Source organism: Streptomyces sp. NPDC042364, from assembly GCF_056437585.1.
Genome location: NZ_JBWKAJ010000007.1, coordinates 1 through 26,523, shown reverse-complemented (window position 1 = coordinate 26,523; position 26,523 = coordinate 1). Strand labels below are relative to the sequence as shown.

The 26,523-nt window shown below is 70.0% G+C and carries 20 protein-coding genes; 12 read left to right on the top strand and 8 right to left on the bottom strand.

Annotation, left to right across the window (positions count from 1 at the left end; translation table 11 throughout):
- The first annotated feature begins 6 nt into the window (after positions 1-6).
- From AC067N_RS16355 to AC067N_RS16325, 7 genes are all read left to right on the top strand, one after another.
- Entirely contained in the window at positions 7-939 is a 933-nt protein-coding gene (locus AC067N_RS16355) for a carbohydrate ABC transporter permease (protein WP_478679805.1), read from the top strand.
- Between the two features lie 208 nt (positions 940-1,147).
- Entirely contained in the window at positions 1,148-2,347 is a 1,200-nt protein-coding gene (locus AC067N_RS16350; protein WP_478679552.1) for an ROK family transcriptional regulator, read from the top strand.
- Positions 2,348-2,483: 136 nt separating this feature from the next.
- Positions 2,484-3,569 carry a sugar ABC transporter substrate-binding protein gene (locus AC067N_RS16345; protein WP_478679551.1) on the top strand — a complete coding sequence of 362 codons (1,086 nt, stop codon included), beginning with the start codon at positions 2,484-2,486 and terminating at the stop codon, positions 3,567-3,569.
- Positions 3,570-3,839: 270 nt separating this feature from the next.
- Positions 3,840-4,631: an ATP-binding cassette domain-containing protein gene (locus AC067N_RS16340; protein ID WP_079054987.1), complete on the top strand. Its 792-nt coding sequence runs from the start codon at positions 3,840-3,842 to the stop codon at positions 4,629-4,631.
- The gene (locus tag AC067N_RS16335; RefSeq protein WP_478679550.1) at positions 4,628-5,974 is read left to right on the top strand and encodes a sugar ABC transporter permease; all 1,347 of its coding nucleotides are present in this window, start codon (positions 4,628-4,630) and stop codon (positions 5,972-5,974) included. Before AC067N_RS16340 ends, AC067N_RS16335 begins: the two co-directional genes overlap by 4 nt.
- Positions 5,975-6,259: 285 nt before the next feature.
- Positions 6,260-8,179 carry a 1-deoxy-D-xylulose-5-phosphate synthase gene (dxs, locus tag AC067N_RS16330; RefSeq protein WP_478679549.1) on the top strand — a complete coding sequence of 640 codons (1,920 nt, stop codon included), beginning with the start codon at positions 6,260-6,262 and terminating at the stop codon, positions 8,177-8,179.
- A gap of 187 nt (positions 8,180-8,366) precedes the next feature.
- Complete coding sequence (locus AC067N_RS16325; protein ID WP_478679548.1) at positions 8,367-9,890, top strand: amino acid permease; 1,524 nt, start codon at positions 8,367-8,369, stop codon at positions 9,888-9,890.
- Positions 9,891-10,066: 176 nt separating this feature from the next.
- Here the strand turns inward: AC067N_RS16325 and AC067N_RS16320 are convergent, their stop codons facing one another.
- The gene (locus AC067N_RS16320) at positions 10,067-10,435 is read right to left on the bottom strand and encodes a PIN domain-containing protein (protein ID WP_478679547.1); all 369 of its coding nucleotides are present in this window, start codon (positions 10,433-10,435) and stop codon (positions 10,067-10,069) included.
- A 65-nt stretch (positions 10,436-10,500) separates the two neighbouring features.
- On the opposite strand from AC067N_RS16320, the gene galE reads away from it, so the two are divergent.
- Positions 10,501-11,493 (top strand): UDP-glucose 4-epimerase GalE, encoded by a 993-nt coding sequence (gene galE / locus AC067N_RS16315; protein WP_478679546.1) that lies wholly within the window; start codon positions 10,501-10,503, stop codon positions 11,491-11,493.
- A 114-nt stretch (positions 11,494-11,607) separates the two neighbouring features.
- On the opposite strand, the gene AC067N_RS16310 is transcribed toward galE, so the two are convergent.
- The 4 genes from AC067N_RS16310 to AC067N_RS16295 form a co-directional block, all read right to left on the bottom strand.
- The gene (locus AC067N_RS16310; RefSeq protein ID WP_478679545.1) at positions 11,608-13,737 is read right to left on the bottom strand and encodes a 3-hydroxyacyl-CoA dehydrogenase NAD-binding domain-containing protein; all 2,130 of its coding nucleotides are present in this window, start codon (positions 13,735-13,737) and stop codon (positions 11,608-11,610) included.
- Positions 13,734-14,951 carry a thiolase family protein gene (locus tag AC067N_RS16305; protein ID WP_478679544.1) on the bottom strand — a complete coding sequence of 406 codons (1,218 nt, stop codon included), beginning with the start codon at positions 14,949-14,951 and terminating at the stop codon, positions 13,734-13,736. The genes AC067N_RS16310 and AC067N_RS16305 overlap by 4 nt, the downstream gene beginning before the upstream one ends.
- A gap of 225 nt (positions 14,952-15,176) precedes the next feature.
- Positions 15,177-16,202 carry a LacI family DNA-binding transcriptional regulator gene (locus AC067N_RS16300; protein WP_478679543.1) on the bottom strand — a complete coding sequence of 342 codons (1,026 nt, stop codon included), beginning with the start codon at positions 16,200-16,202 and terminating at the stop codon, positions 15,177-15,179.
- Positions 16,199-18,595: a glycoside hydrolase family 2 protein gene (locus AC067N_RS16295; RefSeq protein ID WP_478679542.1), complete on the bottom strand. Its 2,397-nt coding sequence runs from the start codon at positions 18,593-18,595 to the stop codon at positions 16,199-16,201. Before AC067N_RS16295 ends, AC067N_RS16300 begins: the two co-directional genes overlap by 4 nt.
- 159 nt (positions 18,596-18,754) lie before the next feature.
- Between AC067N_RS16295 and AC067N_RS16290 the strand changes: the two genes are divergently transcribed.
- The 3 genes from AC067N_RS16290 to AC067N_RS16280 are packed head-to-tail and all read left to right on the top strand — an operon-like array spanning position 18,755 to position 21,875.
- A complete protein-coding gene (locus AC067N_RS16290; protein ID WP_478679541.1) occupies positions 18,755-20,071 on the top strand; it encodes an ABC transporter substrate-binding protein in 1,317 nt (438 codons plus the stop codon).
- 14 nt (positions 20,072-20,085) lie between these two features.
- Complete coding sequence (locus AC067N_RS16285; protein ID WP_478679540.1) at positions 20,086-21,024, top strand: carbohydrate ABC transporter permease; 939 nt, start codon at positions 20,086-20,088, stop codon at positions 21,022-21,024.
- Positions 21,021-21,875 (top strand): carbohydrate ABC transporter permease, encoded by an 855-nt coding sequence (locus AC067N_RS16280; protein WP_478679539.1) that lies wholly within the window; start codon positions 21,021-21,023, stop codon positions 21,873-21,875. Before AC067N_RS16285 ends, AC067N_RS16280 begins: the two co-directional genes overlap by 4 nt.
- A 172-nt stretch (positions 21,876-22,047) precedes the next feature.
- Here AC067N_RS16280 and AC067N_RS16275 read toward each other — a convergent pair whose 3' ends face one another.
- The 3 genes from AC067N_RS16275 to AC067N_RS16265 form a co-directional block, all read right to left on the bottom strand.
- Positions 22,048-23,343, bottom strand: coding sequence for an HRDC domain-containing protein (locus AC067N_RS16275; RefSeq protein WP_478679538.1), 1,296 nt, complete (start codon positions 23,341-23,343; stop codon positions 22,048-22,050).
- Between the two features lie 176 nt (positions 23,344-23,519).
- Positions 23,520-24,179: a helix-turn-helix transcriptional regulator gene (locus tag AC067N_RS16270; RefSeq protein WP_478679537.1), complete on the bottom strand. Its 660-nt coding sequence runs from the start codon at positions 24,177-24,179 to the stop codon at positions 23,520-23,522.
- A 320-nt stretch (positions 24,180-24,499) separates the two neighbouring features.
- Positions 24,500-25,129 carry a DUF3000 domain-containing protein gene (locus AC067N_RS16265; RefSeq protein WP_478679536.1) on the bottom strand — a complete coding sequence of 210 codons (630 nt, stop codon included), beginning with the start codon at positions 25,127-25,129 and terminating at the stop codon, positions 24,500-24,502.
- A gap of 228 nt (positions 25,130-25,357) precedes the next feature.
- On the opposite strand from AC067N_RS16265, the gene hemE reads away from it, so the two are divergent.
- Entirely contained in the window at positions 25,358-26,425 is a 1,068-nt protein-coding gene (hemE, locus tag AC067N_RS16260) for a uroporphyrinogen decarboxylase (protein ID WP_478679535.1), read from the top strand.
- Positions 26,426-26,523: the final 98 nt, after the last annotated feature.

Here is a 26,523-nt window from a genome sequence, read left to right as displayed (position 1 = left end):
GACAAGATGAGCGCACCCCTCAAGACCGCCTCCCCCGGCGACTCGGTCCCCACCGGTCCGGCCGCGAGCAGGGGCCGGTCCGGCCCCGGCGACGAACGCGGCGAAGGCGTCGTCCTTAACGTCTTCTCGCACGGCTTCCTCGCCCTGTGGGCCCTGATGATCGTGCTGCCGCTGCTGTGGCTGATCCTCAGTTCCTTCAAGACCGACGCCCAGATCGGCGGCTCGGCCTTCGGCTGGCCGGAGAACTGGTCCCCGGACGTGTTCTCCCGCGCCTGGGACAAGGGCATCGGCGACTACTTCCTCAACACGGTCATCGTCCTGGTCTTCTCCGTGCCGCTGACCATGCTGTTCGGCTCGATGGCCGCGTACGTCCTGGCCCGCTACCAGTTCTGGGGCAACCGGCTGCTGTACTTCTTCTTCGTCGCCGGGGCCATGTTCCCGGTGTTCCTGGCGCTGGTCCCGCTGTTCTTCATGGTCAAGCGTCTCGACATGCTGAACAGCTACCAGGGGCTGATCCTCGTCTACGTCGCCTACTCGCTGCCGTTCACCGTGTTCTTCATGCACGCCTTCTTCCGGACCCTGCCCACGGCGGTCTTCGAGGCGGCCATCCTGGACGGGGCCTCCCACACCAGGACCTTCTTCCAGGTGATGCTGCCCATGGCGAAGCCGGGCCTGATCAGCGTGGGCATCTTCAACACCCTCGGCCAGTGGAACCAGTACATCCTGCCCACCGTCCTCATGCAGCCGCAGAGCGGCGACGACCCCGAGCGATACGTTCTGACCCAGGGTCTGGTCCAGCTCCAGCAGCAGCAGGGCTACGCCTCCGACCTGCCCGTTCTCTTCGCCGGCGTCACCATCGCGATGATTCCCATGCTCGTCGTCTACCTCTCCTTCCAGCGCCAGGTGCAGGCCGGCCTCACGTCGGCGACCCTTAAGTAGTACGAAGGGTCTCCGGACGACGCCGCCGTAGCGCTTCGGTGACATTTAGTGGTCATTTGGCGACGCAGTTTCCGTCAAGGACTTGACTGCGGTAACCCGTTCAGCGGAGCTTGGAGTTCACAACTTGTAAGTGACCCGGGATCCGCGGCTTTGACCTGGGTCACGGGCGGCGGGGGCCGTCCGGCCTGGGACAGGAGTGGATGAGTCGATGGAGACTCCGGGGTCGCAGTCGTCGCTGCACCGAGCAAATCTCGAACGCGTCGTCCGGGCGGTGCGTCTCGCCGGCTCGCTCACTCAGGCGGAGATCGCCAGGACGACGGGCCTGTCCGCGGCCACGGTCTCCAACATCGTGCGCGAGCTCAAGGAGGGTGGAACGGTCGAGGTCACGCCCACTTCGGCGGGCGGTCGCCGGGCTCGCGCGGTCTCCCTCAGCGGGGACGCGGGGATCGTCATCGGCGTGGACTTCGGACACACCCATTTGCGCGTCGCGATCGGGAACCTCGCTCATCAGGTGCTGGCCGAGGAGTCCGAGCCGCTCGATGTGGACGCCTCCTCCACCCAGGGGTTCGACCGTGCGGAGCAGCTGGTCACCCGGTTGATCGAAGCCACCGGAGTGGATCGGACGAAGATCGCGGGCGTCGGCCTCGGTGTGCCGGGGCCCATCGACGTCGAGTCCGGCACGCTGGGCTCCACCGCCATCCTGCCGGGCTGGACGGGGACCAACCCGGCCGCCGAGATGGGCCACCGCCTGGGCGTACCGGTGCACGTGGACAACGACGCCAACCTCGGCGCCCTCGGCGAGCTGGTCTGGGGCAGCGGCCGCGGGGTGCGGGACCTGGCCTACATCAAGGTCGCCAGCGGCGTCGGCGCGGGGCTGGTGATCGACGGCAAGATCTACCGGGGCCCCGGTGGCACAGCGGGAGAAATCGGGCATATTACTCTTGATGAATCCGGCCCGGTCTGCCGCTGCGGCAACCGCGGGTGCCTGGAGACCTTCGCGGCCGCACGGCATGTGCTGCCGCTCCTCCAGTCCAGCCACGGGACCGATCTGACGATGGAAGGCGTCGTACGGTTGGCGAGGGACGGGGATCCGGGCTGTCGCCGGGTGATCGCCGACGTCGGCCGCCACATCGGAAGTGGAGTCGCCAATCTCTGCAATCTGTTGAACCCGAGCCGCGTGGTCCTCGGTGGCGATCTCGCCGAGGCCGGGGAGCTGGTGCTCGGGCCCATAAGGGAGTCGGTCGGCCGGTACGCGATCCCGAGTGCCGCACGTCAACTCTCGGTGCTGCCAGGGGCACTTGGTGGTCGTGCGGAGGTCCTCGGGGCCCTCGCGCTGGCCCTCAGTGAGATGGGTGATTCAACCCTTTTGGACGGAACCCTGTCCGGGGCCACCCCTGCCTTCACTTAGAGAACGAAACGCGCCGTTGCCAAGCCGTTAAGGATTTACTTCTTGACGTCGTACGTGTGGCCGAGTTGACTTCCAGCCACCTCGGCCGCAGTGCTGCGGCCCGTGTCAGGGAGGCACAACCCAAATGAACGCAACGATGCGTAGAGTCGTGATCGGCGCCACCGCGGTTTCGCTGGCGCTCTCGGTGGCCGCCTGCGGCAAGGCCGGCGACGACAACGACTCCGACAGCGGCAGTGGCTCGGACAACAAGTCCATCGGTCTGCTCCTGCCCGACAACGTCACCGCGCGCTACGAGAAGTTCGACAAGCCGTACTTCGAGACGAAGGTCAAGGAGCTCTGCTCCGACTGCGACGTCCAGTACGCGAACGCTGCCGCCGACCCGGCCAAGCAGGCCCAGCAGATGAGCAGCATGGTCACCAAGGGCGTGAAGGTCATCGTGATCTCCGCCCAGGACTCCGCCGCGATCAAGTCCTCCATCCAGTCCGCGGTGGACAAGGGCGTCAAGGTCATCGCCTACGACCGCCTCGCCCAGGGCCCCGTCTCGGCCTACGTCTCCTTCGACAACGTCAAGGTCGGCGAGCTCCAGGGCCAGGCCCTCCTCGACGCCCTCGGCGACAAGGCGACCAAGAAGTCCAAGGTCGTCATGATCAACGGTGACGACGCCGACCCGAACGCCGGCCAGTTCAAGGAAGGCGCCCACAAGGTCCTCGACGGCAAGGTCGACATCGCCTACGAGCAGTCCGGCCTGTGGAAGGACACCGTCGCCGCCCAGAAGATGTCCGCGGCGATCACCCAGCTGGGTGCCAAGAACATCGCCGGCGTCTACGCCGCCAACGACGGCATGGCCGGTGGCATCGCCAACACCCTCAAGGGTGCGAAGATCAGCAACATCCCGCTGACGGGTCAGGACGCCGAGCTCGCCGCCATCCAGCGGATCGTCGCCGGCACCCAGGCCGCCACGGTCTACAAGGCCTACAAGCCGGAGGCCGACACCGCCGCCGAGCTCGCGGTCGCCCTGCTCGAGGGCAAGGACGTCAAGACCCTCGCCGACACCGAGGTGACCAGCGGCTCCGGCGACAAGGTGCCCGCCAAGCTGCTGACGCCGGTCTCGGTCACCAAGGAGAACATCAAGGACACGGTGGTCAAGGACAAGCTGTACACGGTCGCGGACATCTGCACCGCCGAGTACGCCAAGGCCTGCAAGTCCGCCGGCCTGGAGTAGTCACGCCACCGCGCGTCATCCGGCCCGGGACCCGCTGAGGGGCCCGGGCCCGGACGGCCGAGCGGCCCCGTGAAGCCCCGCCGGCGCCCGCCCCGCCCAAAGACCCCGCTGCGGGGCGGGCGCCGGACGGAACCCGCTGCCGAGCGCAGCGGACCCCCGCATGTTCATCCTGTAAACCACCGTGCGAGGCGCGGCCCTCCCGCCGCGACCCGCACGTCACTCCGCGCACACCCCAAGCGCGGCATCCCCGCCGGTCAGGCGGCGAAGGAGATGGTTCACGTGTCCGCTACGCCCGTGTTGGCGTTGCGCGGAGTCTCCAAGCGATTCGGTGCGGTGCAGGCACTCACCGACGTCGATCTGGAGGTCCACGCCGGAGAAGTGGTCGCCCTGGTGGGCGACAACGGCGCAGGTAAGTCGACCCTGGTCAAGACGATCGCGGGTGTCCACCCCATCGATGAGGGCGTCATCGAGTGGCAGGGCGACCCGGTCAGGATCAACAAGCCGCACGACGCCCAGGGACTCGGCGTCGCGACGGTCTACCAGGACCTCGCTCTCTGCGACAACCTCGACGTCGTGGGCAACCTCTACCTCGGTCGGGAACTGCTGCACCGAGGCGTCATCGACGAGGTGACGATGGAGAAGAACGCCCGCGAGCTGCTGTCCACGCTCTCCATCCGCATTCCGAGCGTGCGCATCCCGATCGCGAGCCTCTCGGGTGGTCAGCGTCAGGTCGTCGCGATCGCCCGCGCCCTGATCGGCGACCCCAAGCTGGTCATCCTCGACGAGCCCACCGCCGCCCTCGGTGTCGAGCAGACCGCTCAGGTCCTCGACCTGGTCGAGCGGCTGCGGGAACGCGACCTCGCGGTCATCCTCATCAGCCACAACATGGCCGACGTCAAGGCGGTCGCGGACACCGTCGCCGTGCTGCGGCTGGGCAAGAACAACGGTTCCTTCCCCGTGAAGGACACCAGCCACGAAGAGATCATCGCCGCGATCACGGGTGCCACGGACAACGCCGTGACCCGTCGCGCGGGGCGGCGCACCGCGGAGGCGGCAAAGTGAGTGACACGTCCAAGACCGTGAAGAGCGACTCCGCCACCACCGGCAAGGACGGCGGCGTGGTGGAGCAGCAGACCACCGTGGCGCCCGCCGACGACCCCACGGCCGCCCCGGTCGCCGTCACGGACCCGCGGCTGCTGGTCCGCGAGGAGGGCCTCAAGGGCTACCTCACGGAGTTCAAGCGCAAGGTCAAGGGCGGCGAGCTGGGCTCGCTGCCGGTGGTCATCGGCCTGATCGTCATCTGGACCATCTTCCAGTTCCAGAATGATCGTTTCCTCAGCGCCGACAACCTCTCCAACATCAGCTACTTCCTCTCGGCCACCGGCATGCTCGCCATCGGCCTGGTGTTCGTGCTGCTGCTCGGCGAGATCGACCTGTCGGTCGGCTCCGTCAGCGGTCTGGCCTCGACGCTGTTCGCCGTGTTCGTGGTGAACAACGGCATGAACGCCTGGTTGTCGCTGGTCCTCGCCGTCATCACCGGTATCGCCATCGGCGCCCTGCACGGCTGGTTCTTCGCCAGGATCGGTGTGCCGGCGTTCGTCGTGACCCTGGCCGGCTTCCTCGGCTGGAACGGTCTGATGCTGTGGCTGCTGGGCGACAGCGGCACGATCAACATCCCGTCCGACACGGGACCGGTCCACCTGCTCGGCCAGAGCTCCTTCTTCATGGACCAGGCCATCATCGGTGCCTACCTGCTGGCGGGCCTCGGTGTCGTGCTCACCGCCGTCGGCAACTTCAGCGAGCAGCGTCGCCGCAAGTCGGCCGGGGTGCCGTTCCGGCCGACCAGCGAGATCCTGCTCCGGGTCGGCGCGCTGGCCCTCGCGTCCTTCCTCGCCGCGGCCGTGCTCAACGACGCGGCCGGTGTCTCCAACGCGCTGGTGATCTTCCTCGCGGCGCTGGTGATCGTGGACTTCGTGCTGCGTCGTACGACCTACGGCCGTCAGGTCTTCGCGGTCGGCGGCGGTATCGAGGCCGCACGCCGTGCCGGTATCAACGTGCCGATGATCCGCATCACCGTGTTCGCCATCTCCGGTGGCTTCGCCGCGGTCGGCGGTATGTTCTTCGCCGGCCAGACCGCGAGCGCGACGCTCTCCGCCGGTGGCGGCAACACGCTGATGCTGGCCATCGCCGCGGCCGTCATCGGTGGTACCAGCCTCTTCGGCGGACGCGGGTCCGTGTGGTCGGCGCTGCTCGGTATGTTGGTGATCCAGTCGATCCAGACGGGTCTCGACCTGCTGAACATGAACACGTCCATCCAGTACATGATCACCGGTGCGGTGCTCCTGGGCGCCGTGGTCATCGACTCCGTCTCCCGCAGGAGCCAGAAGGCGGCGGGCCGCGCGTAGGCGGGGGGCCCGTCGGGGTGCGGTGGTCCTCGCCCGTACCGGCCGTCCGCGGCTGGTCGCGCGGTTCCCCGCGCCCCTTGGCTGAGGAGCAGGTGCCCGGTGCCGAAAGGTGCCGGGCACTTCTCTTTCGCGCCGGACGTTTCGTTCGCGGGGACCTGCGCAGGATGGTCTACGGCCGTTCGTGTGACGCGGGGTTCCCCCGCCCGGCGGTCGGCGGTGAACGCGGAAGATTAGACTTCGACGAGCCCGGCAACGCTCGAACAGCACTATCGCAAGGAGGCACGGGTGCCGCTGCTGACCCGCATCAGGGGACCGCGCGATCTGGACCGGCTCAGCCTGGAGGAGTTGGACCGGCTGGCGGAGGAGATCCGGACCTTCCTCGTCGAGGCGGTGTCCAAGACCGGCGGTCACCTCGGCCCGAACCTCGGCGTGGTCGAGCTCACCATCGCGCTGCACCGGGTCTTCGACTCGCCGAAGGACAAGGTGCTGTGGGACACGGGCCACCAGTCCTACGTCCACAAGCTCCTCACCGGCCGTCAGGACTTCTCCCGGCTGAAGATGAAGGGCGGCCTGTCCGGCTACCCCTCGCAGGCCGAGTCCGAGCACGACGTCATCGAGAACAGCCACGCCTCGACGGTCCTCGGCTGGGCCGACGGGCTCGCCAAGGCCAACCAGGTGCTGAAACGCGACGACCACGTGGTCGCCGTGATCGGTGACGGCGCCCTCACCGGCGGCATGGCCTGGGAGGCGCTCAACAACATCGCCGACGCCAAGGACCGGCCCCTGGTCATCGTCGTCAACGACAACGAGCGCTCGTACGCGCCGACCATCGGCGGACTCGCCAACCACCTCGCCACCCTGCGCACCACCGACGGGTACGAGCGGTTCCTGGCCCGCGGCAAGGACCTGCTGGAGCGGACCCCCGTCGTCGGCCGGCCGCTCTACGAGACGCTGCACGGCGCCAAGAAGGGCCTGAAGGACTTCATCGCCCCGCAGGGCATGTTCGAGGACCTCGGCCTCAAGTACGTCGGCCCGATCGACGGCCACGACATCGAGGCCCTGGAGTCCGCCCTGTCGCGCGCCAAGCGCTTCGGCGGTCCGGTCATCGTGCACTGCCTCACCGAGAAGGGCCGCGGCTACCAGCCCGCCCTCCAGGACGAGGCGGACCGCTTCCACGCCGTCGGCAAGATCCACCCGGACACCGGTCTGCCGATCGCCTCCTCCGGCGCCGACTGGACCTCCGTCTTCGGCGAGGAGATGGTGAAGCTCGGCAAGGAGCGCGAGGACATCGTCGCCATCACGGCGGCCATGCTCCAGCCGGTCGGCCTCGACAAGTTCGCCAAGGCCTTCCCCGAGCGCGTCTACGACGTCGGCATCGCCGAGCAGCACGGCGCGGTCTCCGCGGCCGGGCTCGCCACCGGCGGTCTGCACCCCGTCTTCGCGGTCTACGCGACCTTCCTCAACCGCGCCTTCGACCAGGTCCTGATGGACGTCGCCCTCCACAAGTGCGGTGTGACGTTCGTCCTGGACCGGGCCGGAGTCACCGGCACCGACGGCGCCTCGCACAACGGCATGTGGGACATGTCGATCCTCCAGGTCGTCCCCGGCCTGCGGCTCGCCGCGCCGCGCGACGCCGACCAGGTGCGGGCACAGCTGCGCGAGGCCGTCGAGGTCACCGACGCGCCGACCGTGGTGCGCTTCTCCAAGGGCGCCGTCGGCCCCGCCGTCCCGGCCGTGGGCCGGGTGGGCGGCATGGACGTGCTGCGGGAGCCGGGTACCGACACCCCGGACGTACTGCTCGTCTCCGTCGGCGCCCTCGCGCCGATGTGCCTGGAGATCGCCGCTCTCCTCGACAAGCAGGGCATCACCACCACCGTCGTCGACCCGCGCTGGGTCAAGCCGGTCGACGAGCACATGGCGCCGCTCGCCGACAAGCACCGCGTGGTCGTCACCGTGGAGGACAACTCCCGTGTCGGCGGCGTCGGCTCGGCGATCGCGCAGGCCCTGCGCGACGCGGGCGTCGACATCCCGCTGCGCGACTTCGGCATCCCGCCGCGCTTCCTCGACCATGCCTCACGCGCCGAGGTGATGGCCGAGATCGGGCTCACCGCGCCCGACATCGCCCGCCAGGTCACGGGCCTCGTCTCCAAGCTCGACGGCCGACTGGACGGCACCCCGTCCGAGGTCGAGCCCGCGCGCGACTGACCCGTTCCCGATTGGGCTGTCCGGGCCGGTCCCACCATCCTTTACGGTGGTGGGACCGGCCCATCCGCGTGAAACCCGCCCGTGCCGGGGCATACGCTCCCCCAGTTCTCGGCTTCGCTCGACCCGGGGGGACCCCCATCGCCCCCTCTCGATCATGTCGAGGACGACAAGCGTGGGAGGTACCCCTGTGAGTAGCACCCTCTTCCGGACGAAGAAGGTCGAGCAGTCCATCCTCGATACCGAGGAGCCCGAGCACGCGCTCAAGAAATCCTTGTCCGCGCTGGATCTGACGGTGTTCGGCGTCGGCGTCATCATCGGCACCGGCATCTTCGTCCTCACCGGTACGGTCGCGAAGAACAACGCCGGGCCCGCGGTGGCCCTGGCCTTCGTAGCCGCCGGTGTCGCCTGCGCGCTGGCCGCGCTGTGCTACGCGGAGTTCGCCTCCACGGTCCCCGTCGCCGGGTCCGCGTACACGTTCTCGTACGCCTCCCTCGGTGAACTGCCCGCCTGGATCATCGGCTGGGACCTGGTCCTGGAGTTCGCGCTGGGGACGGCGGTGGTGGCCGTCGGCTGGTCCGGCTACATCCAGTCGCTCATGGACAACGCGGGCTGGGAGATGCCCGCGGCCCTGGGCAGCAGAGAGGGCGCCGGCGAGTTCGGCTTCGACATCCTCGCCGCCGCGCTCGTCCTGATCCTCACCGCCATCCTCGTGGTCGGCATGAAGCTGTCCGCGCGGATCACCTCGGTCGTCGTCGCCATCAAGGTGACCGTCGTCCTGACGGTGATCATCGCGGGCGCGTTCTTCATCGAGGGCAAGAACTACGACCCGTTCATCCCGAAGGCGCAGACCGTCGACGCCGGTGACAGTCTCCAGGCACCGCTGATCCAGCTCATGTTCGGCTGGGCGCCCTCCAACTTCGGTGTGATGGGCATCTTCACGGCCGCCTCGGTGGTGTTCTTCGCCTTCATCGGCTTCGACGTCGTCGCCACCGCCGCCGAGGAGACCAGGAACCCGCAGCGCGACATGCCGCGCGGCATCCTCGGCTCGCTCCTCATCTGCACCACCCTGTACGTCGCCGTGTCGATCGTGGTCACCGGCATGCAGAACTACACCCGGCTCTCCGTCGACGCCCCGCTCGCCGACGCCTTCAAGGAGACCGGACACCCCTGGTACGCGGGCTTCATCAGCTTCGGCGCCGCCGTCGGCCTGACGACGGTCTGCATGATCCTGCTCCTCGGCCAGACCCGCGTCTTCTTCGCGATGAGCCGCGACGGGCTGCTGCCCCGCTTCTTCTCCCGCGTCCACCCGCGGTTCAAGACCCCGCACCGGCCGACGATCCTGCTCGGCGTGATCATCGCGATCCTCGCCGGCTTCACCCCGCTGACCGAACTCGCCGCCCTGGTGAACATCGGCACCCTGTTCGCCTTCGTGGTCGTCGCGATCGGTGTGATCATCCTCCGCAAGACCCGTCCCGACCTGCACCGGTCCTTCCGTACCCCCTGGGTGCCGGTCATCCCGATCCTGTCGGTGTGCGCCTCCCTGTGGCTGATGATCAACCTGCCCGCCGAGACATGGGTGCGGTTCGGGTTGTGGATGGCCGCCGGGTTCGTCGTGTACTTCCTCTACGGCCGTTCGCACAGTCGCCTGGCCCGGCACGAGGAGACCGCTCCGGGCGACGTCATCGAGCCGCCGGGACGGGAGGGGCGGTAGCCGACCGCCCGCCACCACGACCGACGACGCTCCCTCCGGCCCCGTACAGCCCGCTTCCCGGGCAGGTACGGGGCCGGACGGCGTGCACCCTCAAGCCGTCAGCCGTCAGCCGTCAGCCGTCAGCCGTCAGCCGTCAGCCGTCAGCCGTCAGCCGTCAGCCGTCAGCCGTCAGCCGGTCAGGCGTCCCCGCGTACCGTGCGCGGGCCCGTCACCTCGGCGCCCAGCTCCCCGACCCGGCGCCGCAGTTCGCGGTCGGCGGTGACGACGAGGGTGGGGCGGTCCCGGCCCTCCTCGCCCACGAGCTGGACGATACGGTCGTCGCCGCTGCCGGGGGCCGCGTCGACCCGTACCCCGGGGACGGACTCCACACCGCGGGCCGCGCCCTCCACGACCATGACGAGCTCCACCGGCTCGCCCCGGCCCGGGACCCCGTCACGGGCGAGCCGGTCCCGCAGACGTTCCGCCGCGCCGCGCCGGTCGCGCCACCAGCCGTCGGGGACGGAGCCGATGACGTTCGCGGCGTCGATGATCACGAGGGTCGTCATGCCTCCCATTGTGGGCTGCCCGCGGCTCGGCGGTCGCGGAGCGGTGAGGGAATAGCATGCGGCCCATGACTTGGTTGATCACGGGTGGTGCGGGATTCATCGGGGCGCACGTCGTCCGCGCGATGCTGCGCGCGGGCGAGCGGGTCGCGGTGTACGACGACCTGTCCACCGGCGACCCCCGCCGCATCCCCGACGGCGTGCCTTTCGTGAAGGGCTCGGTACGGGACGGCGACCTGGTCCGCCGCACCCTCGCCGACCTGGGGGTCGACGGTGTGGTCCACCTGGCGGCCAAGAAGCAGGTCGCCGAGTCCGTCGCACGGCCGCTCCACTACTACCGCGAGAACGTCCAGGGCCTCGCCACCCTCCTGGAGGCCGCCGCCGACACCGGCGTACGGAACTTCCTGTTCTCCTCCTCGGCCGCCGTCTACGGCATGCCCGACGTCGACCTGGTGACCGAGGACACGCCCTGCGTCCCCATCAACCCCTACGGCGAGACCAAGCTCGCGGGCGAGTGGCTGGTACGCGCCGCCGGACGGGCGCACGGGCTGCGGACTGCTTCCTTGCGGTACTTCAACGTGGCCGGCGCCGCTGACGAACACCTCGCGGACAGCGGGGCCCTCAATCTGATCCCGATGGTGTTCGAGAAGCTCACCGAGGGCGCCGCGCCCGTGATCTTCGGCGACGACTACGCCACCCCGGACGGTACGTGCGTGAGGGACTTCATCCACGTCGAGGACGTCGCCTCCGCCCATCTGGCCGCCGCCCGCGCCCTGATGGGCCGGGAGCCCGGCAGCGATCTGACGGTCAACATCGGTCGCGGCGAGGGCGTCTCCGTACGGGAGATGATCGAACTGATCGGCGAGGTCACCGGATACGGTCGTGACGCGTCCCCGGTCGCCGCCGCCCGGAGGCCGGGCGACCCGGCCCGCGTGGTGGCCGCCGCCGATCGCATCAGCGCCGAACTCGGCTGGTCCGCACGGCACGACGTCCGCGCGATGGTGACCTCGGCATGGACCGGCTGGTGCGCCCGGCACCCGGAGGCGCGTCGTACGGCGTGACGGGCCGGGGCGGGAAGAGGGCCACCGGCTTCACCGGGCAGGGCGGCCCCGGTCGCCGGGCAAGGCAAGAGGGCCTCCGCCCGGAGACGGAGGCCCTCGGTCATACGGCTACGGTCACGCGGGGACCGAGGCCACGCCCGGCTCCAGGAACTTCTTGCCGTTCACCCGCTCGCTGACGCCCTCGCGGTCCAGGTACGGAGTGATGCCGCCCAGGTGGAAGGGCCAGCCCGCGCCCGTGATCAGGCAGAGGTCGATGTCCTGCGCCTCGGCGACGACACCCTCGTCGAGCATGAGCCCGATCTCCTGGGCGACGGCGTCGAGCACCCGGGCCCGCACCTGCTCCTCGGTCAGGACGACGTCGCCCTGCTTCAGGAGCGCGGCGACCTCGGGGTCCAGCTCCGGCTTGCCGGAGTCGTAGACGTAGAAGCCGCGCTTGCCCGCCTTGACGACGGCCGCGAGGTTCGGGGAGACCGTGAAGCGGTCCGGAAAGGCCCGGTTGAGGGTCTCCGAGACGTGCAGACCGATCGCGGGGCCGACCAGCTCCAGCAGGACGAGGGGAGACATCGGCAGGCCCAGGGGCTCCACCGCCTTCTCCGCGACCTCGACCGGCGTGCCCTCGTCGATGACGTTCTGGATCTCGCCCATGAAGCGGGTGAGGATGCGGTTCACGACGAACGCCGGGGCGTCCTTCACCAGCACCGCGGTCTTCTTCAGCTTCTTGGCGACGGCGAAGGCCGTGGCCAGCGAGGCGTCGTCGGTCTGCTCGCCGCGGACGATCTCCAGCAGCGGCAGGATCGCGACCGGGTTGAAGAAGTGGAAGCCGACGACCCGCTCGGGGTTCTTCAGCTTCGACGCCATCTCGGTGACCGACAGCGAGGAGGTGTTGGTGGCGAGGATCGCGTGCGCCGGGGCGACCGCCTCGACCTCCGCGAAGACCTGCTGCTTGACCCCGATCTCCTCGAACACGGCCTCGATGATGAAGTCCGCGTCGGAGAAGCCCTCGGCCTTGTCCAGCACACCGGTGACCAGCGCCTTGAGGCGGTTGGCCTTGTCCTGGTTGATGCGGCCCTTGAGCAGCAGCTTGTCGATCTCGGCGTGGACGTAGCCCACACCCTTGTCGACGCGCTCCTGGTCGATGTCGGTCAGTACGACCGGCACTTCCAGGCGGCGCAGGAACAGCAGCGCGAGCTGGGAGGCCATCAGACCGGCGCCGACGACACCGACCTTGGTGACCGGACGGGCGAGCGACTTGTCCGGCGCGCCGGCCGGGCGCTTTGCGCGCTTCTGCACCAGGTTGAAGGCGTAGATGCCGGCGCGCAGTTCGCCGCCCATGATCAGGTCGGCGAGCGCCGTGTCCTCGGCGTCGTAGCCCTGCTGAAGGTCGCCGTTCTTGGCGGCGGCGATGATGTCGAGGGCGCGGTAGGCGGCCGGGGCCGCCCCGTGCACCTTGGAGTCCGCGATGAAGCGGCCCTTGGCGACGGCCTGGTCCCAGCCCTCACCGCGGTCGATGACCGGGCGGTCGACGACGATCTCGCCCTTGAGGACGGACGCCGTCCACAGCAGCGACTGCTCCAGGAAGTCGGCGCCCTCGAAGAGCGCGTCGGCGATCCCGAGCTCGTAGACCTGCGCGCCCTTGAGCTGCTTGTTCTGGTTGAGGCTGTTCTCGATGATCACCGAGACGGCCTTGTCGGCGCCGATCAGGTTCGGCAGCAGCGTGCAGCCGCCCCAGCCGGGGACCAGGCCGAGGAAGACCTCGGGGAGCGAGAACGCCGGCAGGGCCGCGGAGACGGTCCGGTAGGAGCAGTGCAGACCGACCTCGACGCCGCCTCCCATCGCGGCACCGTTGTAGTACGCGAAGGTCGGGACGGCGAGCGTGGACAGCCGCTTGAATACCTCGTGGCCGCCCTTGCCGATGGCGAGCGCGTGCTCGTACTCCTTGAGGAGCTCGACGCCCTTGAGGTCGGCGCCGACCGCGAAGATGAACGGCTTGCCGGTGATGCCGACACCGACGATCTCGCCGGCGGCGGCCTCCTTCTCGACCTGGTCGATGGCGGTGTTCAGGTTCGCCAGCGACGCCGGGCCGAAGGTGGTCGGCTTGGTGTGGTCGAAGCCGTTGTCCAGCGTGATCAGCGCGAAGCGCCCGGCGCCGAACGGCAGGTCGAGGTGGCGTACGTGCGCGCTCGTCACGACCTCGTCCGGGAACAGCTCCGAGGCCTGCTTGAGAAGCTCGGCGGTGGTGGTCACTTGTCCCCCTCGAAGTGCGGGTTCTCCCAGATGACGGTGGCGCCCATGCCGAAGCCGACGCACATGGTCGTCAGGCCGTAGCGGACGTTCGGCTGCTCCTCGAACTGGCGGGCCAGCTGCGTCATCAGACGGACGCCGGAGGAGGCCAGCGGGTGACCGAAGGCGATGGCACCGCCGTACTGGTTCACCCGCGCGTCGTCGTCGGCGATGCCGTAGTGCTCCAGGAAGGCCAGGACCTGGACGGCGAAGGCCTCGTTGATCTCGAACAGGCCGATGTCGTCGATGGTGAGGCCCGCCTGGGCGAGCGCCTTCTCCGTCGCCGGGATCGGGCCGTAGCCCATGACCTCCGGCTCGACACCCGCGAAGGAGTACGCCACCAGGCGCATCTTCACCGGGAGGTCGTGCTCGCGGGCGAACTCCTCGGAGGCGATGATCGAGGCGGTGGCGCCGTCGTTCAGACCGGCCGCGTTACCGGCGGTGACCCGGCCGTGGACGCGGAACGGCGTCTTCAGACCCGCGAGGTTCTCCAGGGTCGTGCCCGGACGCATCGGCTCGTCGGCGGTGACCAGGCCCCAGCCGGTCTCGCCGCCCTCGGGGTTGGTGCGGCGCACCGAGATCGGCACCAGGTCCTGCTGGATCTTGCCGTTGGCGTACGCCTTTGCGGCCTTCTCCTGCGAGCGCACGGCGTACTCGTCGGCGCGCTGCTTGGTGATGGTCGGGTAGCGGTCGTGCAGGTTCTCGGCGGTCATGCCCATGAACAGGGCGGACTCGTCGACCAGCTTCTCGCTGACGAACCGCGGGTTCGGGTCCACGCCCTCGCCCATCGGGTGGCGGCCCATGTGCTCGACACCGCCGGCGATGGCGACGTCGTACGCGCCGAAGGCGACCGAACCGGCGACCGTGGTGACGGCGGTCAGGGCGCCGGCGCACATGCGGTCGATGGAGTAGCCGGGCACGGACTGCGGCAGACCGGCGAGGATGCCCGCCGTGCGGCCGATGGTCAGGCCCTGGTCACCGATCTGGGTGGTCGCGGCGATGGCGACCTCGTCGATCTTCGCCGGCTCCAGGCCGGGGTTGCGGCGCAGCAGCTCCCGGATCGCCTTCACGACGAGGTCGTCGGCGCGGGTCTCGTGGTAGATGCCCTTCGGGCCCGCCTTGCCGAACGGGGTGCGGACGCCGTCGACGAAGACGACGTCCCTGACGGTACGAGGCACGATGGCTCTCCTCCAGAGGTGCGGGACGGCACTGCTGCGATGGCAACCGCTGAGCGGCCGCTCAGTCCCCATGCTACTTACGAGTAACAGTGCTGCCCACCCCTGGGCGGGGGAGCGGCGAAGGTCACACGGGGTCCTCATGTTACCGCCGGTTACAGTGGCCCGCTCCAGGCGCGCGGAGAACTGCGCCACCAGCGCGAATGCACCCGCGACACCCTCAGGCGATCAAGGGGCGGGCGCGGTGGACCCCCGCGGCACCAGCACGGGAGTGGCCACCGGACGGGAGGAACCCTCCCCGGCGATCACCTCGAACAACGTCCGCGCGACCTCCGCACCGAACCCGTGCACGTCATGACTCATCGCCGACAGGGTCGGCCGGGTCAGCCGGCACAGCTGCGAGTCGTCCCAGGCCAGCAGCGACACATCCGCCGGCACCCGCACCCCCATCTCCGCGGCCACCGACAGTCCCGCCACCGCCATGATGTCGTTGTCGTACAGGATCGCGGTCGGCCGGTCGCCGTCGGGCGCGCTGAGCAGCGACCGCGTCGCCCGGGCCCCCTCCTCCCCCGAGAAGCCGGTCGTCACCTGACGGACCCCGGCCAGCCCCAGCCGCCGCGCCGCCTCCTCCACCGCGGCCGTACGGATGGCCGTGTGCCCCAGCAGTGCCGCGCCCCCCACCCGTGCGATCCGCCGGTGTCCCAGCGCCGCGAGATAACGCACCGCCTCCGTCACGGCGGTCGCGTCGTCCGTCCAGACGGAGGTGAGCCCCCCGGTCAGCGACGGATGCCCGACCGCGACGACCGGCATCCCGAGCCGCCGCGCCGCGGCCACTCTGGGGTCGTCCGCGCGGAAGTCCACCAGGATCGACCCGCTGACCTGCCGCCCCCGCCACCAGGCGTCCTGAACCCCCACCTCCTCCTCCGGGTTCCGCACCAGGCGCAGCAGCAGTGAGCAGGACCGCTCGGTCAGCACGCTCTCCACGCCGGAGACGAACTCCATGTAGAACGGTTCGAGCCCCAGCAGCCGCGCCGGCCGGCAGACCGCGAGCCCCACGACGTCCACCCGCCGGCTCGACAGCGACCGCGCCGTCAGGTTCGGCGTCCACCCGAGCTCCCGAGCGGCGGCGAAGATCCGGTCGCGCGTGGCGTCGGACAGTCCCGGCTTCCGGTTGAAGGCGAGCGAGACCGCCCCCTTGGACACCCCGGCACGCGCGGCGACATCCTTGATCGTCACCCGAGGGGGTGTGCTCATCGGGCGGGCTCCACACAGAACAGGGCGCGCCGGGCGGCCGCCTCGTCCGGCGCGGCCTCCAGGCCCGCCACGTTGATCGTGACCCGCTCCCCGGGCAGCAGTGTGACCCGCCCGGTGCCGGCCCGGGCCCCCGCGCCGAGCCGGTCGGCCTGGAGCAGCAGGTCGCGCAGCAGCGTCCGCGCCGTCACGGTCACCGTCCCCGGCGCCACCTCCACATCGAACTCCGGCCGCGGATACGGCACTTCGCGGTCGGGCGCCGCAAAGCGCACCGCCCGCAGTCCGTCCACGTCCACCACCAGGAACTCCTTCACCCCCATCGGCTCCACCTCACGCGGCACCGGCACCTCGACGACCATGCGAGGCCTGGCGGCCGGCCCGGGGACCGCTGCCTCGGCGATCACCTCGCCATCCACCGACATCCGCCGCAACCGCACCCCGGCAGGCTTCCACACCTCACCCGCCTGGTTCACGAGGGCCACCACAAGCTCCCCGCCCCGCCCCCGCAGGGTCACCAGCCGGTCCGCGTACAGCCGCCGCAGCTCGTGGTACAGCGGCTTCTCCCTGCCGTCGCCGTCGATCGCCGCCCAGGACGTCACCGGCCAGCAGTCGTTCAGCTGCCACACGACCGTGCCCGCGCACACCGGCCAGTGCGACCGCCAGTGCTCGATCCCGGCGGCCACGGCCCGCGCCTGGTTGAGCTGCGTCAGATAGTGCCACCGGTCGAAGTCCCCCTCGGGTACCGCGAAGTGACGGGCGAGGCCCCGCTCCAGCTTCCCGTTGCCGTCCTCCGCCTTCTGGTGGTGCAGCATCCCCGGCGAGTCGGCGGCCAACTCCTCCCCGGCGTCGGCCAGCGCCCGCCGCAGCGTCGCGTACGCGGGCGGCGCCTGCCAGCCGAACTCCGCGACGAACCGGGGCACGTTCGCCCGGTACGCCGCGTAGTCCTCCCGGTTCCACACCTCCCAGGAGTGGTGGGTGCCGTGTGCCGGGTCGTTCGGGTGGTGGTCCCAGGACCCCGACCAGGGGCTGCCCGCCGTGTACGGCCGCGTCGGGTCCAGCTCCGCGACGATCCGCGGCAGCACGCCCAGGTAGTACCCCTCGCCCCATGACTCCCCGGCGAGCCGCTCCTCCCAGCCCCAGTCCCGGAACCCCCACAGGTTCTCGTTGTTGCCGTTCCACAGCACCAGCGAGGGGTGCGGCATCAGCCGTACGACGTTCTCCCGGGCCTCTGCATCCACCTCGCCCCGCAGCGGCTGCTCCTCCGGGTAGGCCGCGCACGCGAAGGGGAAGTCCTGCCAGACCAGCAGCCCGAGCTCGTCGCAGACGTCGTAGAAGTCATGGCTCTCGTAGATCCCGCCGCCCCAGATCCGCACGAGGTCGACACCGGCGTCGGCCGCCTGGGTGAGCCGGGCGCGGTAGCGGTCGCGGGTGACACGGGAGGGGAAGACGTCGTCCGGGATCCAGTTCACCCCGCGCGCGAACAGCCGCTCGCCGTTGACGACGAAGGTGAACCCGGTGCCGTGCTCGTCGGCCCCCCGGTCGAGCTCCACCGTCCGGAACCCGACCCTCCGCCGCCATGTGTCGAGCACCTGGTCCCGGTCCCCGAGAAGCGTCAACTCCAACTCGTACATGGGCTGTTCGCCGTACCCGCGGGGCCACCACCGCTCGACCCCCGGCACCTCAAGCCGTACGACGCCGCTCGTGCCCCCGACCTCCGCGACCGCGCCGACGCCCCCCACCCGCGCCTGAAGCCGCAGCCCCGCCTCCAGGGCCGTCCGCTCCACGTCGACGCGCAGCTCCACCCGCCCGGTCGTCCCCTCGACCGTCACCAGCGGCCGTACCCGCGCGATCCGGGCCGTCGACCAGTGCTCCAGACGGACCGGCCGCCAGATCCCCGCCGTCACCAGGGTCGGACCCCAGTCCCAGCCGAACGAGCAGGCCATCTTGCGGATGAACTGGAAGGGCTCGGGATACGCGTTCGGCCGGTCGCCGAGCCGCTCGCGGACCGCCTCCGCCTCGGCGTACGCGGAGGCGAACCGTACCGAGAGCCGGCCGCTCATCCCGGTGACGTCGAAACGGTACGACCGGTGCATGTTCCGCACCGACCCCAGCAGCCGCCCGTCGAGCCGGACCTCGGCGGCGGTGTCGAGCCCGTCGAAGACCAGGTCGGTCCGGTCCCGCCCGCCGGCCGCCCCCGCCCCCGGCAGATCCACCTCGTACGTCCACTCCCGGCGCCCCACCCACGCGACCTCGGACTCGTTGCGCCCGAGGAAGGGGTCCGGGATCAGCCCCGCCGCCAGCAGATCGGTGTGCACGCACCCGGGCACGGCGGCGGGCAGCTCCCGCCCCTCGTACCGCAGGATCCAGCCCTCGGTGAGCGGGGTGGCGTGGAGCATGCGCCCTCCTAAACCGGTCCAGTCGATGACGCGGCAGCGTCACGAAAAGTTTCGGCACCCTTGGCGAGATTGGGACTTTACCGGTTCAGTGAACGGCTGCCAGAGTGCCGAACCAGCCAACCCACCCGTGCTCGTCCGTCCCGAACGGAGCTGGTGCACATGAACCACCGAAGGACGCTCACCGGAACACTGCTCGCCGCGGCTCTCCTCGTGTCGGGCTGCACAGGCGGCGGAGGAGGCTCGAAGGCCGCCGACGCGAAGGCCCCCGACGACCCGTCGAAGGTGTCCGGAACCATCAAGGTCCTCACCCATCGCACCGACATCGTGCAGGACGGCACGATGAAGAAGTACGCGGCGGAGTTCAACAGGATCTACCCGAAGGTGAAGGTCGAGTTCGACGCGATCACGGACTACGAGGCCGAAGTCAAGATCCGTATGAACACCAGGAACTACGGCGACGTCCTCATGATCCCCGGCGTCATCAAGAAGAACGACTACCCCAGGTTCTTCGCCTCGCTGGGCACTCAGAAGGAGCTGAGCGAGAAGTACCGCTTCACCGACTTCACCACGGTCGACGGCAAGGTCTACGGCCAGAGCCCCATGGGCGCGACCCCCGGCTTCCTCTACAACAAGCGCGTCTGGGCGCAGGCGGGCGTCACCGACTGGCCCACCACGCCGGACGAGTTCCTCACCGCGCTCAAGGCCATCAAGTCCAGGACCGACGCCGTCCCCTACTACACCAACTTCGCCGCCCAGTGGCCGCTCACCCAGTGGACGTACGTCAACGGCTCGGTCAGCTGCGACACCGGCGCCACCACCGCCCTCGCCGAGGGCAACCCCTGGGGCGAGAAAGGCGAACTGCGCGTCGGGGACACCCTGTTGTACGACATCGTCAAGCAGGGCCTGATGGAGAAGGACCCGACCACCACCAACTGGGAGGAGTCCAAGCCCAAGCTGGCCAAGGGCGAGATCGCCACGGCGTGGCTCGGCAGCTGGGCGGTCATCCAGTTCCGGCAGGCGGCCGAGAAGGCCGGGGCCGACCCCGACGACATCGGTTTCATGCCGTTCCCCGTCCGGGTCGACGGCAAGGCCTGCGCGACCGCCAACCCCGACTACAACCAGGCCGTCAGCATCCACTCGAAGCACAAGGCGGCCGCCCGCGCCTGGGTCGACTGGTTCACCGACAAGTCGGGCTACGCCCAGGACAACCTGTCGATCGCGACGCTCAAGGACGCCCCGCTGCCCGAGGTGCTCAAGCCCTACGAGGAGCAGGGCGTCGACATCATCGAACTCGACGACGCCAAGGGCGGCCAGGTCAAGGAGATCGACAACGCCTCGGAGGTCGGGATCTACGCCCCCGAGTACCGCCAGGACCTCGTCGACCTCGCCCGCGGCGCCAAGGACGGCGGTCTCGACGACTTCCTGGACGACCTGGGGGAGCGCTGGACCGAGGCGCAGAAGACCGTGGGTTCCTGATGCCCGCCACGCCCATGACAGAGAAGGTGGCGCGGCCCCCGTCGGCCGCGCCACGGCCCCCGGTGCCGAGGCCGGCCCCCCGCACGGTTCGGCTGTGGCGGAAGCTCACCCCCTGGCTCTTCCTCGCCGCCCCGCTGGCCCTCCTCATCACCTTCACCTACGCCCCGGTCGTGAACATGCTGGTTTACAGCTTCACCGACTGGGACGGCGTCAGCCCCGAGCTGAGCTACACCGGCGCCGACAACTACGTGGAGATCTTCACCCGCCCCGAGCTGTTCCAGGTCTTCTTCGTCAGCGGCTACTACCTGGCCGCCTCGGTGGTGCAGATCGCACTCGCCCTCTACTTCGCGACGATCCTCAGCTTCAACGTCCGCTTCCGGAACTTCTTCAAGGGCGTCCTGTTCTTCCCGTATCTGATCAACGGCGTGGCGATCGGCTTCGTCTTCCTCTACTTCTTCCAGGACGGCGGCACCCTGGACTCCGTCCTCGCCCTCTTCGGGCACGAGTCGGACCGCGCCTGGCTCGGCACGCCGACGTCCGCGAACATCTCCCTCGCCGGCGTCTCCGTCTGGCGTTACACGGGCCTGAACTTCGTGCTCTTCCTCGGCGCGATCCAGTCGATCCCGGGCGAGCTGTACGAGGCCGCCGAACTCGACGGGGCGAGCCGCCGGCACCAGTTCCGGTACATCATCGCGCCCGGCATCAAACCGGTGCTGAGCCTGAGTGTGATCCTCTCGGTCTCCGGTTCCCTCTCGGTCTTCGAGATCCCGTACATCATGACCGGCGGCGCCACCGGCACCGAGACCTTCGTGATCCAGACCATCGACCTGGCGTTCCGCTTCAACAAGACCGGCCTCGCCTCGGCCGCCGCCGTGGTCCTGCTGCTGATCATCCTCGCGGTGACCTGGGTGCAGCGCCGTCTCGTCCCGGACGACAAGGTGGACCTCACATGACGCTCGCGCACCCGACCCCGGTCCTGCGCCGCCGGGTCGCCCGGACGCTCACCCATCTCTCCCTGGTCGTGGCGTCCGTGGTCGTCCTGCTGCCGCTCGCCGTCGTGTTCCTGACCTCGCTCAAGTCCGAGCGGGAGATGGCGAAGGGCAGCCGGGCACTCGGCCTGCCCGACGATCTCCTGAACTTCCGGAACTACGCGACGGCGTTCCGGGACGGCGAGATGCTCGCCGCCTTCGGCAACACGGCCTTCATCCTGCTCTTCGCCGTCACCGGCACGGTGGTCATCGGCTCGATGGCGGCCTACGCCATCGACCGCTTCACCTTCCGTTTCCGCAGGCTGGTCGTCGCGCTCTTCCTCGTCGCCACGCTGGTGCCCGGGGTGACCACCCAGGTGGCGACCTTCCAGATCGTCGACAGCTTCGGCATGTTCGACACCCTCTGGGCCCCGATCGCCCTCTACATGGGCACGGACATCGTCTCGATCTACATCTTCCTGCAGTTCGTCCGGTCGATCCCGATCTCCCTGGACGAGGCGGCCCGCCTCGACGGCGCCAACGCCTTCACCATCTACCGGAAGATCATCTTCCCGCTGCTGAGGCCGGCGATCGCCACCGTCGTCATCGTGAAGGGCATCACCGTCTACAACGACTTCTACATCCCCTTCCTCTACATGCCCTCGGACGACCTTGGCGTGATCTCGACATCCCTGTTCCGCTTCAAGGGCCCCTACGCCGCCCACTGGGAAACGATCTCGGCAGGAGCGGTCCTCGTCATCCTGCCGACCCTGATCGCGTTCCTGGCCCTGCAGAGGTTCATCTACAACGGCTTCATGAGGGGTGCGACGAAGTAGAGGGGAGACGAAAGGCGAGGGCGGACCAAGCAGAGGCGGGCGCCTCGTGGCTCCCGGGAGCCCATCAGGGGCGCGGGGAACTGCGCGAACAGCCCCCACGCACCCGCATCCGAGACCCCGACCGCACGCGCCCCCAGCCCCGAAGCGCCCCGAAGCGCCCTCCGCGGAGCGGCTACGCGCTCTTGCCCACCGCCGACAGCGCCCCCACCAGCACCGGCGTCACCAGCTCCACCTGCCACGCCCGAGCCCCGTACCCCGCCAGCGCGGCGGAGATCGACTCGGCGTCAGCCTGGACCGGCGGCTCCCAGCACAACCGCCGCACCGTGTCCGGGGTGATCAGGTTCTCCTGCGGCAGGTTCAGCTGCTCCGCCAGGGCGCTCACCCCGGCCCGCGCCGCGGACAGCCGCGCGGCCGCCGCCGGGTCCTTGTCCGCCCAGGCCTTCGGCGGCGGCGGCCCCGTCACCGGCTGCCCATGGGCCGGCAGCGCGGTCTCGGGCAGTGCCTTCGCCCGGTCCACCGCCGCCTGCCACTGCTCCAGCTGCCGGCGCCCCATGCGGTGCCCGAACCCGTTCAGCGCGGCGAGAGCCTGCGTACCCGCCGGTAGCGCCAGGGCCGCCTCGACGATCGCCGCGTCACTGAGCACCTTGCCCGGAGAGACGTCCCGCCGCCGCGCGATCCGGTCGCGGGCCTCCCACAGCTCCCGTACGACCGCCATCTGCCGCCGGCGCCGTACCTTGTGCATCCCGGACGTACGCCGCCACGGGTCCTTGCGCGGCTCGGGGGGCGGCGCCGTCGCGATCGCGTCGAACTCCTGCCGGGCCCATTCGAGCTTGCCCTGCCGGTCGAGCTCCTTCTCCAGGGCGTCCCGCAGATCGACGAGCAGCTCCACGTCGAGGGCGGCGTAGCGCAGCCACGGCTCGGGCAGCGGGCGGGTCGACCAGTCGACCGCGGAGTGGCCCTTCTCCAGGACGTAGCCGAGGACGTTCTCCACCATCGCGCCGAGGCCGACCCGGGGGAACCCGGCGAGCCGGCCGGCCAGCTCGGTGTCGAAGAGCCTGCTCGGGACCATGTCTATCTCGCGCAGACACGGCAGGTCCTGGGTGGCCGCGTGGAGCACCCACTCCACGTCGGTCAGCGCCTCGCCGAGGCCGGAGAGGTCCGGACAGGCGACGGGGTCGATGAGCGCGGTGCCCGCGCCCGCGCGGCGCAGCTGCACCAGATAGGCGCGCTGGCCGTAGCGGTATCCGGACGCGCGCTCGGCGTCGACGGCGACGGGGCCGGAGCCGGCGGCGAACGCGGCGACCACCTCGGCCAGCGCCGCCTCGTCGGCGATCACGGGCGGAATGCCGTCCCGGGGCTCCAGCAAAGGGATCGGCGCCTCCACATCAGAAGATCCGCCGTCGTCCGGAGGGGCGCCTCCGGTGGTTCGCAGGGTGCTGTCTGCTGCGGTCTCTTGGGCGTCGGTCACCTGTCAAGGGTATCTGTGTATGGACATGGCCCGCCGACGGAACGTTCCGTCGGCGGGCCACGCAGGGGCGTAAACAAGTCATGTGTCACACGTGTCAGTGAAACTCTCCGGCGAATCAGGAGAAGCCGGGCGTCATCAAACGATCTCGGCCCCTTTCCGGCCGCTCCGGTGCGACCTCAGTGGATGATCCCGGTGCGCAGGGCCACCGCGACCATGCCTGCGCGGTCGCCGGTGCCGAGCTTGCGGGCGATACGGGCGAGGTGGCTCTTGACGGTGAGCGCGGACAGGCCCATCGACACGCCGATCGCCTTGTTCGACTGGCCCTCCGCGACCAGGCGCAGCACCTCGACCTCGCGACCCGACAGCTCCCGGTAGCCGCCCGGGTGGCTCGGGGCACCCGGGGGGCGGCGGTGCATACGGGCGGCGGAGCCGAGGGGAGCGGCGCCGGGGCGGGTGGGCAGTCCGATGTTGGTACGGGTGCCGGTGACGACATATCCCTTCACGCCGCCCGCGAGGGCGTTGCGGACGGCGCCGATGTCGTCGGCGGCGGAGAGCGCGAGGCCGTTGGGCCAGCCCGCGGCTCGGGTCTCGGAGAGGAGGGTCAGGCCGGAGCCGTCCGGCAGATGGACTTCTGCCACGCAGATGTCACGGGGGTTGCCGATGCGGGGACGGGCCTCGGCGATGGACGAGGCCTCGATGACATCGCGGACACCGAGGGCCCACAGGTGGCGGGTGACGGTCGACCGGACGCGCGGATCGGCCACGACCACCATCGCGGTCGGCTTGTTCGGACGGTAGGCGACCAGGCTTGCGGGCTGCTCGAGGAGAACGGACACCAGGCCTCCTGGGTGCGGGACGAGGGGCCGGTTCGCGGGGCTCGTGGGGTCGAAGCCGGGACGAACCGTGCTTTCAAGGTCACAGAGGTCTTCGGCACCAAACCTCTGCTCCTTTAGAGAATGATCACGATTTGGTGAGTAACAATCCGAGCAATTCGGACACGCCTTCGATCACTCGAAGATCGAACGGTGTCGCTTCGGGTCGATACGAGGCCGAAAGTGGCCGTATCGACAAAGTGATGGTTTCGATCGGCGTGGCGGACGCGACATGACAGAGGACCGTGCCCCTACGGAGCACGGTCCTCTGGCGATGGCGGTTCTCAGCGTGACTGCGGCCCCCGCCGCTGCGGCAGTGTCACCACCGCCGCGTCCCCCGGATCGGCCGCGGGCGGCAGTCCGGCGATCTGGGCGAGCAGGTCGCACCAGGACGCGAGGTGCGCGGCCGTGTCCGGTACTCCGCCCAGCACCTCCCGCGGCGTCCAGGACGCCCGGATCTCGATCTGGGAGGCCGCCGGCCGCGCGGCGAGCCCGCCGAAGTAGTGCGAACTCGCCCGGGTCACGGTCCCGCTCGGCTCGCCGTACGACAGTCCGCGGGACTGCAGCGCGCCGGTCAGCCAGGACCAGCACACCTCGGGCAGCAGCGGGTCCGCGGCCATCTCCGGCTCCAGCTCCGCGCGCACCAGCGTCACCAGCCGGAAGGAGCCCTGCCAGGCGTCGTGCCCCGCCGGGTCGTACAGCAGGACGAGACGGCCGTCGGCCAGGTCCTCGTCACCCTCGACGACCGCGGCCTCCAGGGCGTACGCATGGGGAGCGAGCCGCTGCGGCGGCCGGGTCGGCTCGATCTCGATCTCGGGCCGCAGGCGGGTGGCCCTCAGCGCGTCGACGGCGGAGCGGAACGGCAACGGGGCCGTCCTGCTCGCATCGTGCTCCCCCTCCTTCGCGTCGTCCATTCCGCCAGCGTCGTCCGACAGTCGTCCCTGAGCCGCAGCCATGCCGGAACATTAAGGGGAACGGGGCCCCGGCGCAGGGCAAGACACCCGTGCGCTCGGTCACGGTCGGATCGCGCTCAGCGAACGCGGCCGGGACCCGACCCGGCCCTGGTGGCCGGAAACATTCGGACTCCGAGTTGTCCACGGCCCCGGCCGTGACTGTCAAGCGGGCGTGCGAGACTTTGCCTCGTGAGTGCCAACGCAAGCCCCTCGGGCCACCAGCCGACCGCCACGTATGACTCCGCCTTCCTCAAGGCGTGCAGGCGCGAGCCCGTGCCGCACACACCGGTGTGGTTCATGCGGCAGGCCGGGCGCTCACTGCCGGAGTACCTGAAGGTGCGCGAGGGCATCCCGATGCTGGAGTCGTGCATGCGGCCCGAGCTGGTCACGGAGATCACCCTCCAGCCGGTCCGCCGGCACAACGTGGACGCGGCGATCTACTTCAGCGACATCGTCGTCCCGCTCAAGGCCATCGGTATCGACCTCGACATCAAGCCCGGCGTCGGCCCGGTCGTCGAGCACCCGATCCGCAGCCGCGCCGACCTCGCCCAGCTGCGCGACCTGACCCCCGAGGACGTCTCGTACGTCACCGAGGCGATCAAGCTGCTCACCGCCGAACTGGGGGAGACCCCGCTCATCGGCTTCGCCGGCGCCCCCTTCACGCTGGCCAGCTATCTCGTCGAGGGCGGCCCCTCCCGCACGTACGAGAACGCCAAGGCGATGATGTACGGCGACCCGGAGCTCTGGGCCGACCTGCTGGACCGCCTGGCCGGCATCACGGCCGCGTTCCTCCAGGTCCAGATCGAGGCCGGTGCCTCCGCCGTCCAGCTCTTCGACTCCTGGGCCGGCGCGCTGGCCCCCGCGGACTACCGCCGCTCGGTGCTGCCCGCCTCCGCGAAGGTCTTCCGGGCCGTCGAGCGGTACGGCGTCCCGCGCATCCACTTCGGGGTCGGCACGGGCGAGCTGCTCGGCCTCATGGGCGAGGCGGGCGCGGACGTCGTCGGTGTCGACTGGCGCGTCCCGCTCGACGAGGCCGCCCGCCGGGTCGGCCCGGGCAAGGCGCTCCAGGGCAACCTCGACCCGACGGTCCTGTTCGCCGGCCCCGAGGCCGTCCGGGCCAAGACCCGCGAGGTGCTCGACTCGGCCGCCGGCCTGGAGGGCCATGTCTTCAACCTGGGCCACGGCGTCCTGCCCTCCACCGACCCCGACGCGCTGACCCGCCTCGTCGAGTACGTCCACGAGCAGACCGCGCGCTAGCCCCAAGGCCGTGAAGTTAACGGGTCTCGCGGTGTTGTCCAGGGGCCTGTAGGTGAGGGTTTGGCCGGACATGAAGAGCGGAGCCCCGGTAGAACTGG